Consider the following 9,516-nt stretch of genomic DNA (forward strand, 5'->3'; position numbering starts at 1 on the left):
CTTCTCGTAGATCTGCAGCTCGAGGCCGTGCACGCTCTCGGTGACGGACTGGAGCCGGTCGCGCACGCTCCCCTCCTCGCGGCGGAGCCCCTGCAGCTCGGCGTTCTGCTGCGAGCGCGCCGCCTCGGCCGCTACGAGCTCGGCCCGGGCCTGCTGGACGGAGCGGTCGACGGAGGCGAGGACGGCGGGGAGCGCGGCGGTCACCTCGGCCGCGGCGTCGCGCTGGCGACGGCGGATCACGGCGCGGCGCGCGGCCTCGTCGGCGGCGGCGCGGTCGGCGGCCAGCTGGCGGGCCAGCGCCTCCCCGCGGGACTGCTCCGCCCGCACCCGCTCCTTGGCGGTCTCGACGCCGAGCCGCGCCTCGATCTCGCGCTCGCGTGCGGTGTCGACGTCGCGCTGCAGACCGTCGCGCGCGCTCGCGTCGAGCACCGGCCGGGGCCTGGCGCGCGCGGCGTCGAGCGCCGACCTCGCCTCCTGGGCCGCGCGCTCGGCGTCGCCGACCCGGTCCGAGGCGACGGCCAGCGCCCTCGAGCCCCGGCCGTGCTCGGCGGTGGCCGCCTCGAGCTGGGCGCGCACGCCGCCGAGCCGCTCGGTGTGGGCGGCACGGGCGGCGTCGTGCTCGCGGAGGGCCGAGAGCGCGCTCGCGGCCTGCTCCTTCGCGCCGCGGAGCGCTCCGGTCTGCTCGGCGAGCTCGAAGCGGAGCCGGTCGATCCCGCCCTCGACCTCCTCCAGCCGGGCGGCGGCCGAGTCGCGCTCGGAGACGAGCTCGATCCGGCTGCGCTGCCCGCCGGAGCCGGCGCTCTGCACGGCGTCGGAGACGGTCGCGCCGTCGCGGGTGACCAGCACGGTGCCCGGATCGATGCCCTCTCTCAGGCGCCGCGCCGCGGCGAGGTCCTCGACCACGAGCACGCGCTCGAGGAGCGAGAGGACCCCGGCCGGCGCCGTGACGAGGTCGCCCGCGCGTTCCGCCCCCTCGGGAACGGTGAGAGCGACGTGCGGCCGGGCGGCGTCGGCGACCAGCAGCTCGACGCGTCCGAGGTCGCGCTCCAGCGCGGCGTCCAGAGCCGCGTCGGCCCGGGCGGTCGACTCGACCAGCACGGCGTCGGCGACCGCGCCGAGGGCGGCGGCGATCGCGGCCTCGGAGCCCGGCCGCACCTGGATCCGCTCGGCGACCCGGCCGCGCACCCCCTCGATCCGGGCGGCGATCAGCTCGGCCGAGCCGTCCGAGACGTCGAGGGCCAGCGACAGGGCACCCGTGCGGGCGGCCAGCGCCTCGCGCTCGCGCTCCAGGGCGTGCAGCTCCTCGCGCAGCCGCTCGATCCCGCCCTCGGCGGCCGAGACCGCGGACTGGGCGAGCTCGTAGCCCTCGTCGAGGCCGCCGTCGGGGCCGCGGCCCGCGTCGTCCAGCTCGGCCTCCAGAGCGTCGAGCGCCCGCCGCGCCGCCTCCTTCCGCCGGTCGGCCGCGTCGAGGGTGTTCTGCGCGCGCAGGACCTCGCCCCGGACGGACGCGAGACGGGAGGCGGCGGTGTCGGCCTGCCCCGAGAGGGTGGAGAGCTCGAGGTCGTAGCGCGAGACGAGGGCCGCCTGCGCGGCGATCTCCTCGTCGACCGCGTCGAGGGCGGAGCGGGCGGCGACGGTCGTGCGCTGCGCCTGGACCCACGCCGTCTCCGCGTCGAGGACGGCCTGCCGCAGCCGCTCCAGCTCGACCCGCGCCTCCTCCACCTGGGCCGGCGTCACGCGCGGCTGGATCTGCGGTTGCTCGGACTCGAGCTCGAGCATCGCGAGCCGCTGCCCGGCGAGGGCCGAGAGGTTGCGCAGCCGCTCCTGCACCGACTCCAGCTCGAACGAGGTGCGCCGGGCGTCGTCGACCGCGTCGCCGACCGCCTCCGCCTCGATCCGCGCTCGCCGGAGCGTCGCCTGCTCGAGCCGCTGCTGCAGGACCACCCGCTCGCTGTGCCGCTCGCTCTCGGTGCGGGCGAAGCCGTCCAGAGCGGTCCGGAGCGCGACCACGTCGTCGGCGAGCAGGCGCGCCCGGGCGTCGCGCACCACGGCGGCGATCGTCTGCGCCTGCCGTGCGACCTCGGCCTGGCGCCCGAGGGGCTTGAGCTGGCGCCGGATCTCGCCCGCGAGGTCGGAGAGGCGGGTCAGGTTCGCCTGCATCGCCTCGAGCTTGCGGAGCGTCTTCTCCTTGCGGCGGCGGTGCTTCAGGATCCCGGCGGCCTCCTCGATGAACCCGCGCCGCTCCTCGGGGGTCGCGTGCAGCACGGCGTCGAGCTGTCCCTGCCCCACGATGACGTGCATCTCGCGCCCGAGACCGGAGTCGCTCAGCAGCTCCTGCACGTCGAGCAGCCGGCAGCCGCGTCCGTTGATCGCGTACTCGCTGCCGCCGTTGCGGAAGAGGGTCCGGGTGATCGTCACCTCGGTGTACTCGATCGGCAGGGCGCCGTCCGAGTTGTCGATGGTGAGCGCGACCTCGGCGCGGCCGAGGGGTCCGCGGGTGGAGGTGCCCGCGAAGATGACGTCCTCCATCTTGCCGCCGCGGAGCGTCTTCGCCCCCTGCTCCCCCATCACCCAGGCGAGCGCGTCGACGACGTTGCTCTTGCCCGAGCCGTTGGGGCCGACGACGCAGGTGACCCCCGGCTCGAAGGCGAACGTGGTCGGCTGAGCGAAGGACTTGAACCCCTTGAGGGTCAGGCTCTTCAGGTACACCCGGCCGCCTCGCTCCCGTCCACAACGCCTCCACGGTAGCCGACGGCCGCGGCCGGGCCGGGAGGCGGAGCCCCGACCGGCCGACGGACCGCCGCGATCCCGCACCGGAACAGGCGCAGGAGGCCGCCGCGGGCGCCGGGACGTGCACACTGGGGTGGTGAACCGCACCCCCGACCCAGCGCTCCGGATCCGCGAGCTCGCGATCCCCGAGGCCGTGGGCGCCGACGGCTGGAGCGACTTCCTCGCCCTGACCGCGATCGGCGACGCTGTCGAGGCGGAGGGGACCGGCACCGCCGACCTGGGCTTCCCGGCGGAGGCGAGCCTCGGCGAGTGGCAGCAGCGCGAGCACTCGCCCCGCCGCGCCTTCCTCGCCGAGCGGGATGGTCGGCCCGTCGGCAGCGGGGAGCTGCACTGGAGCACGGCCGCGGACGATGACGCCGCCTGGCTCTCGATCTCGGTCCTCCCGGCCGAGCGCGGGCGGGGAGTCGGCTCGGCCCTGATGGAGCGCCTGAGCGCGGAGGCGGCGGGTCTCGGCCGCCGCGTCCTGCAGACCTGGACGGCGCACCGGGCCGACGCCTCCGGCCCGCGGCTGGCCGCGCTCTCGGGAGCCGGCTCCGTCCCCTCCGCCGACCCCGGCTCGCGACGGCTCGCCGCCCGCGGCTGGTCCCTCGAGCAGGTGGAGCGGGTCAGCGTCGCCCGGCTGCCCCTCGACCGCGAGGCGACCGCCGCGCGACGGAAGGCCGCGTCGCACCACGCCCCCGGCTACGACCTGCTGCACTGGTGCGGCGCGACTCCGGAGGAGTGGATCGAGGACCTCCTGCTCCTGCGCTCGCGGATGTCGGTCCAGGCCCCGTCCGCCGGCCTCTCGGTGCCGGAGGAGACGTGGACCCGCGCGAGGCTCGCCGCCCACGAGCACGGGGCCGCGGCGGGCGGACGACGGGAGCTGACCTCCGCGGTGCTGCACCGCGCGAGCGGACGACTGACCGGATACTGCACCGTCGACGTGATCCCGGGCCGCGCCGCCCTCTGGGGCGACACGCTCGTCCTGCCCGAGCACCGCGGACACCGCCTGGGAATGCTGCTCAAGCTCGACGCCCTGGAGCACCTCTCCCTGACCGCCCCGGACTGCCGGGCCGTCTACACCTGGAACGCCGAGGAGAACCGACCGATGCTCGCCGTGAACGAGGCCGTCGGCTTCACCCCCGTCGCCCACGAGGGCCAGTGGAGGAAGGAGCTCTCATGACCCCGCTCGTCGAGCCCGGACCGCCGCTGACCGCCGCCGAGCGCGAGCGGTTCGCCCGGCAGATCCGCCTGGCGCCTCTCGGGGAGCTCGGACAGCGGCGCCTCCGGAACGCGCGCGTGCTGATCCTCGGCGCGGGCGGCATCGGCTCGCCGGTGATCACGGCGCTCGCCGCGGCCGGGATCGGGCGGCTCGGCATCGTGGACGGCGACGTCGTCGAGCTCTCGAACCTGGCGCGGCAGACGGCGCACGACGACTCCTCGGTGGGCCGGTCGAAGGCGGAGTCGGCGGCGGAGACCGCGCGGCGGCTCTCCCCCGGCATCGACGCCCGGGCCTTCCCGGTGTCGATGACCTCGGCCAACGTCGACGCCCTGGTGGCGGGCTGGGACGTCGTGGTCGACGGCTTCGACACCTTCGGCGCGCGCTACCTCGCCTCGGACGCGACGACGCGCGCCGGGATCCCGCACGTGTGGGGGTCGGCACTCGGCTTCGACGGGCAGCTCTCGACCTTCTGGGCCGGCGCTCCGGGCGGAGGGGTGACCCTGCGCGCGCTGCACCTCGAGGCCGAGGACGCGGGCGACAGCTGCTCGACGGTGGGCGTGCTGGGCGCGCTCTGCGCGCTGATCGGCTCGGCCATGGCGGCCGAGGTCGTGAAGCTCGTGACCGGGGCGGGCGAGCCGCTGTTCGGTCGCGTCCTCGTGCACGACGCTCTCGACTCCTCCTGGGCCGAGCTCCCTCTCGAGCGGCGGGTGCCGCCGGTCCCGGAGCGGCGGGCCGCGGCGGGCTCGATCACGGCGGCCGAGCTGCGGGAGCGGCTGGCCTGGCCGACGCCCCCGACCGTCGTCGACCTCCGCGAGGACGACGAGGACCGGTCCGTCGCGGTGCCCGGTGCCGTGCGGATGCCGATGTCGCGCTTCGACCCCGCCGCTCTGCCGGCCGGTCCGCTCGTGCTGCACTGCGCCTCCGGGGTCCGGTCGCGTCTCGCAGCGGAGCGCGCGGCGGCGGCGGGCGTGGCGTCCGACTCGCTCGACGGCGGGATGGCGTCGTGGCGGGAGCGGTGACCCGCCCCGTCCTCCACACGACGACCGCCGTCCTGAGCTCGTGACGTACCGCGTCGGCCGCTGAGCCGGTCCGCTCCGTCGCTCACCGGACCGAGGTTGGCGTTCCCGCGCGGCCGTGTGCGACGGAGCACTCCGGGCGGGCCCAGGGACGAGGGGTGCTCCGCAAGAGCGAGCGTCTGCTGCAGAGTGCGCGGAGCGGGTGCAGGCGTCGAGGACGGCTGGTCGAAGGTCAGCCGCCGGCGAACGGCGGCAGGACGTCGACCGCGGCATCGGGACGCAGCGGCGTGGCCCTGTCCGCGGTCGACACGCCGTCGACCAGGTAGGTGCACCGTGCGAGCACGTCGGCGGCCGAGGGCGCGGAGGCGACGAGTCTCTCCTCGAGAGCGCCCAGGTCGGGCACCTCGTCGAGCTCGTCGGAACCACGGCCGAGGGCGGCCTTGGCCGCCGCGAAGTAGCGGACCCGCATGCTCATCCGCCGATCGCGCTCATGGTGCGCTCGGGCTGCACGAAGCCCGCCCGGTTCATCTCGTGTCCCGCGGGCTTGGCCCACATCGCCCCGCGCCAGAGCTGGGCGACCTCGTGGTCGTCCGCGCCCGCGCGCATCGGGCCGAGCAGGTCCGTCTCCTCGTTCGAGAAGAGGCAGCTGCGGACACCTCCCTCGGCGGTGAGCCGGGTGCGGCGGCAGTCGTCGCAGAAGTTCTCGGTGACGGACGCGATGATCCCCACCTGGCCGAGCACCTCGGACCCCCCGGCCTCGCGGACGTCGAAGAGCTCGGCGGGGGCGCCGTCGCGCGGGGCCGCGTGCGGGCTGAGCGAGAAGCGCTCCGAGAGCAGCGCCCGGATGTCCGCGGCGGTGATCATGGTCGCGCGATCCCAGCCGTGGTCGGCGTCGAGCGCCATCTGCTCGATGAAGCGGAGCTGGTGGCCTCCCGCGAGGGCCCAGGCGAGCAGCTCCGGGGCCTCGTGGTCGTTGATCCCGGGCAGGAGCACCGCGTTGATCTTGGTCTGGTCCAGGCCCGCGGGGCCGAGCGCGTCGATGCCTGCGAGCACGCGGTCGAGGAACGGGCGACGGGTGACCTTCGCGAAGGTCTCGGCGCAGATCGAGTCGAGCGAGACGTTGACGCGGTTCAGGCCGGCGTCGGCGAGCGCCGCCGCCCGACCCGACAGGCCGATCGCGTTCGTCGTGAGCGAGATCTCGGGGCGCGGGTCGAGGGAGGCGACGTCGCGGATGATGTCGACGAGGTCCTTGCGCAGGAGCGGCTCGCCGCCGGTGAAGCGGATCTGGCGGACGCCGAACTGCTCCACGGCGATGCGCGCGAGGCGGAGGATCTCCTCGCGGCTGAGGAGGGATGCGGGCGGCTGGAACGGCAAACCCTCCGCCGGCATGCAGTAGGTGCAGCGCAGATTGCACTTGTCCGTCAGCGAGATCCGCAGATCGTCCGCGACACGCCCGTAGGTGTCCAGGAGGAGCGGGGTGGCGGGGCGGTCGGCGGGGAGGACCGCGCTGCGCTGTCGGGGCCGGAGGCCCGGGATCCCCAGTGCTGTGCTCATCCGCTCACACTACGCCGCGGAACCGGGCGCGACCCGGCAAGATGGACTCGGTCCCGCCGCCGGTCGGGCTCCGCCGCTCGCGAGAGGACACGATGACCTCGATCGACCTGCACGCCGCCCGGGTGCGGGCGCTGCTCGCGCCGCTGGCCACGCGGGGCGCCCGCGAATCGCTGAGACTGGATCCGGCCGCCGTCGCCGCCGATCCGGGCGCGTACGACCGGCGGGTCCTCGCCCGCTCCGTCGACTCCCCGCTCGACCTGCCGCGCTTCGACAACTCGCAGATGGACGGCTTCGCGGTGCGGGCGGCCGACCTCGACGCGGCGGCGCCGGAGCATCCCGTCGCCCTGCCCGTATCGGCGCCGATCCCCGCGGGCGACCGGGCGCCGCGGCACGAGCCCGGCACGGCGACCCCGATCATGACCGGCTCGCCACTGCCGGAGGGGGCCGACGCCGTCGTCCCGGTCGAGCGCGTCGATCCTCCGCGCTTCCCCGCGGAGGGCAGCGTCGCCTTCGCGCACCCGGTGGTGCCGGCGACCTTCGTCCGCGCCCGGGGCAGCGACGCCCGCCGCGGCGAGCTCGCCCTCCCGGCCGGCACGGTCCTCCGCGCGGCTCACTACGGACTCCTCGCCTCCCTCGGGCTGACCGAGGCGGAGGTGCTGCCGCGACTCCGGGTGCTCGTCGTCCCCACCGGCAACGAGATCCGTCCCGCAGGCGCCGTCCTCGAGGAGGCGCAGATCCACGACGCGAACGGCGCCCTGCTGGCCGAGGCCGTCCGCGAGGCGGGCGCGCTGCCCGTCGTCGCCGCCTGCACGAGCGACCGGGCCGAGGACCTCCTGGCGCTGCTCGAGGAGCACGCGGGTGCGGCCGACCTGGTGATCACGGTCGGCGGCGTCAGCGCGGGCGCCTACGAGGTCGTCCGCGACGCGCTCGGCCCGGCGGGCTCGGAGTTCGGCCACGTCGAGATGCAGCCGGGCGGCCCGCAGGGCCTCGGTCTCGTGCGCGTGGCCGAGGGGCTGCACCTGCCGGTCGTCTCGCTTCCCGGGAACCCGGTGAGCGCCCTGGTCTCGTTCGAGGTGTTCCTCCGGCCCGTGCTGCGCTCGCTCGCGGGACGGACGCCCGCCGAGCGGCCGCGCCTCCGTGCGCGCCTCGGCACGGCGCTCGACTCGCCCGCGCACCTCCACCAGATCCGCCGCGGAGTCCTCGACGACGAGGGCCTCGTGCACACGGTGGGCGGGCCCGGCTCGCACCTGCTGGCGTCCTACGCCCGCTCCACCGTGCTCATCCACGTCCCCGTCGGGACGGACCACGCAGCGACCGGCGACACGGTCGAGATCTGGAGGATCGATGACTGAGAGCGATCGGCTCACCCATGTGCGCGGCGACGGAGCCGTGCACATGGTCGATGTGAGCGCGAAGGAGGTCACGGCGCGCACCGCCGTCGCCGAGGGCTACGTCGAGACCTCGCCCGAGGTGGTGCGGCTCCTCGAGCAGGGCGAGCTGCCCAAGGGCGAAGCGCTCGGCGTGGCGCGGATCGCCGGGATCCTCGGCGCGAAGGCGACCTCGACCCTCATCCCGCTCTGCCACCCGCTGGCGCTGGACGGCGTCGACGTGGACCTCGAGCCGCAGGACGGCCGCGTCCGGATCGAGGCGCGCGTGCGCACGACCGGGCGGACCGGCGTCGAGATGGAGGCGCTGACCGCGGTCAGCGTGGCCGCCCTCACGGTCTACGACATGATCAAGGCGGTCGATCGCGGTGCCGCGATCACCGGTATCCGTGTGCTCGCGAAGGCGGGCGGGAGGAGCGGCTCGTGGACGAGCGGAGGAACCCCGTGACGCGGCGGGCGGTGGCGGTCGTCGCCTCCACCCGTGCCGCCTCCGGCGTGTACGAGGACCGGACGGGACCGGCGCTCGAGGCCTGGTTCACCACCCGCGGCTGGGAGTCCCGGGTGGTCGTCGTGGCCGACGGCGACGCGGTGGGCGAGGCGATCGCCGACGCGATCGGCAGCGGAGTCGACGTGGTCGTGACCACCGGCGGGACGGGCGTCGCCCCGAGCGACGTCACCCCGGAGCAGACCGCCCCCCTCCTGGAGCGGCCCCTGCCCGGCCTCGCCGAGGCGGTGCGCGCCAAGGGCGCCGCCCACGTCCCGACCGCCGTGCTCAGCCGCGGGCTCGCCGGCGTCAGCGGCCGCACCGTCGTGGTGAACCTCCCCGGCTCCCCCGGCGGCGTCCGCGACGGGATCGATGTGCTCGACCCGGTGATCGGGCACCTGCTCGACCAGCTCGGAGGCGGCGACCATGCCCGCTGAGCCGGTCGCCCTCGCCCGGCTCGCGGCCGAGGCCATCACCGTCGACGAGTGCGAGCAGGCGGTCGAGTCGCCGACGCACGGCGCCGTCGTGACCTTCGCGGGCGTCGTCCGCGACCACGACGAGGGCCGCGGCGTGCTCCGACTGTCCTACGAGGCGCACCCGGACGCCCCCGCCGCGCTCCTCGCCTCCGCCCGCCGCATCGCCGAGCGCTGGCCCGACGTCCGGATCGCCGCCGTACACCGGGTCGGCGACCTCGTGGTCGGCGACCTCGCCCTCTCCTGCGCCGTGGCCTCGGCCCACCGCGCGGCGGCCTTCGAAGCCTGCGCGGCACTGGTCGACGACATCAAGGCGTCGGTGCCGATCTGGAAGGAGCAGTCCTTCGTCGACGGCAGCTCGGAGTGGGTCGCGAGCTTGGGCTGATCTTCCTTCGAGCCCGTCCCCGCCGGGCTCGGCGCGGTCGGCTTTCCGGCGTGGATGCGATTCGCAGAGCGGGGAGCGACCGCCTAGATCGATCCGCTCACACGCGGATCGATCGTTCGGCTCGGGGGGAGAGCGGAGGGGTGGTGTCGCCCGCGTCGGGCATCGCGGCGAGCTCGCTGAGCGTGCAGGTCGCCGCGATCGAGAGCCCGGCGTCCGTGCGCACGATCG

The 9,516-nt window shown here is 75.8% G+C and carries 9 protein-coding genes; 6 read left to right on the forward strand and 3 right to left on the reverse strand.

The features are described 5' to 3' along the window. Positions 1-2,709, reverse strand: a 2,709-nt coding sequence (locus C5C27_RS15250) for an AAA family ATPase (protein ID WP_104314830.1), incomplete at its 3' end; no start/stop codon positions are given. A 157-nt stretch (positions 2,710-2,866) separates the two neighbouring features. Here C5C27_RS15250 and C5C27_RS15255 point away from each other — a divergent pair. Together C5C27_RS15255 and C5C27_RS15260 are read left to right on the forward strand one after the other, a co-directional pair. Beyond that, entirely contained in the window at positions 2,867-3,952 is a 1,086-nt protein-coding gene (locus C5C27_RS15255; RefSeq protein ID WP_146079713.1) for a GNAT family N-acetyltransferase, read from the forward strand. Next, positions 3,949-5,010 carry a ThiF family adenylyltransferase gene (locus C5C27_RS15260; protein WP_104314829.1) on the forward strand — a complete coding sequence of 354 codons (1,062 nt, stop codon included), beginning with the start codon at positions 3,949-3,951 and terminating at the stop codon, positions 5,008-5,010. The genes C5C27_RS15255 and C5C27_RS15260 overlap by 4 nt, the downstream gene beginning before the upstream one ends. 229 nt (positions 5,011-5,239) lie before the next feature. On the opposite strand, the gene C5C27_RS15265 is transcribed toward C5C27_RS15260, so the two are convergent. Together C5C27_RS15265 and moaA are read right to left on the reverse strand one after the other, a co-directional pair. Continuing rightward, positions 5,240-5,482 (reverse strand): MoaD/ThiS family protein, encoded by a 243-nt coding sequence (locus C5C27_RS15265; RefSeq protein WP_104223924.1) that lies wholly within the window; start codon positions 5,480-5,482, stop codon positions 5,240-5,242. Continuing rightward, positions 5,479-6,561 carry a GTP 3',8-cyclase MoaA gene (moaA, locus tag C5C27_RS15270; RefSeq protein WP_104247638.1) on the reverse strand — a complete coding sequence of 361 codons (1,083 nt, stop codon included), beginning with the start codon at positions 6,559-6,561 and terminating at the stop codon, positions 5,479-5,481. The genes C5C27_RS15265 and moaA overlap by 4 nt, the downstream gene beginning before the upstream one ends. A 92-nt stretch (positions 6,562-6,653) precedes the next feature. On the opposite strand from moaA, the gene glp reads away from it, so the two are divergent. The 4 genes from glp to C5C27_RS15290 are packed head-to-tail and all read left to right on the forward strand — an operon-like array spanning position 6,654 to position 9,288. Beyond that, complete coding sequence (glp, locus tag C5C27_RS15275) at positions 6,654-7,913, forward strand: gephyrin-like molybdotransferase Glp (RefSeq protein ID WP_104314831.1); 1,260 nt, start codon at positions 6,654-6,656, stop codon at positions 7,911-7,913. Further along, on the forward strand, positions 7,906-8,394 hold the full coding sequence (gene moaC, locus C5C27_RS15280; protein WP_104232482.1) for a cyclic pyranopterin monophosphate synthase MoaC: 489 nt from the start codon (positions 7,906-7,908) through the stop codon (positions 8,392-8,394). The genes glp and moaC overlap by 8 nt, the downstream gene beginning before the upstream one ends. After that, positions 8,370-8,867 carry a molybdenum cofactor biosynthesis protein B gene (locus C5C27_RS15285; RefSeq protein ID WP_244229433.1) on the forward strand — a complete coding sequence of 166 codons (498 nt, stop codon included), beginning with the start codon at positions 8,370-8,372 and terminating at the stop codon, positions 8,865-8,867. Before moaC ends, C5C27_RS15285 begins: the two co-directional genes overlap by 25 nt. After that, a complete protein-coding gene (locus C5C27_RS15290; RefSeq protein ID WP_104239721.1) occupies positions 8,857-9,288 on the forward strand; it encodes a molybdenum cofactor biosynthesis protein MoaE in 432 nt (143 codons plus the stop codon). The genes C5C27_RS15285 and C5C27_RS15290 overlap by 11 nt, the downstream gene beginning before the upstream one ends. Positions 9,289-9,516 lie beyond the last annotated feature (228 nt).

This window comes from Rathayibacter sp. AY2B7, from assembly GCF_002931635.1.
Lineage (GTDB): Bacteria > Actinomycetota > Actinomycetes > Actinomycetales > Microbacteriaceae > Rathayibacter.

What these genes read in the sequence shown, in the direction of transcription:
- moaA (WP_104247638.1), bottom strand. Translation starts at nt 6,561, where the DNA reads ATGAGCACAGCACTGGGGATCCCGGGCCTCCGGCCCCGACAGCGCAGC.
- C5C27_RS15265 (WP_104223924.1), bottom strand. Translation starts at nt 5,482, where the DNA reads ATGAGCATGCGGGTCCGCTACTTCGCGGCGGCCAAGGCCGCCCTCGGC.
- glp (WP_104314831.1), top strand. Translation starts at nt 6,654, where the DNA reads ATGACCTCGATCGACCTGCACGCCGCCCGGGTGCGGGCGCTGCTCGCG.
- moaC (WP_104232482.1), top strand. Translation starts at nt 7,906, where the DNA reads ATGACTGAGAGCGATCGGCTCACCCATGTGCGCGGCGACGGAGCCGTG.
- C5C27_RS15290 (WP_104239721.1), top strand. Translation starts at nt 8,857, where the DNA reads ATGCCCGCTGAGCCGGTCGCCCTCGCCCGGCTCGCGGCCGAGGCCATC.
- C5C27_RS15260 (WP_104314829.1), top strand. Translation starts at nt 3,949, where the DNA reads ATGACCCCGCTCGTCGAGCCCGGACCGCCGCTGACCGCCGCCGAGCGC.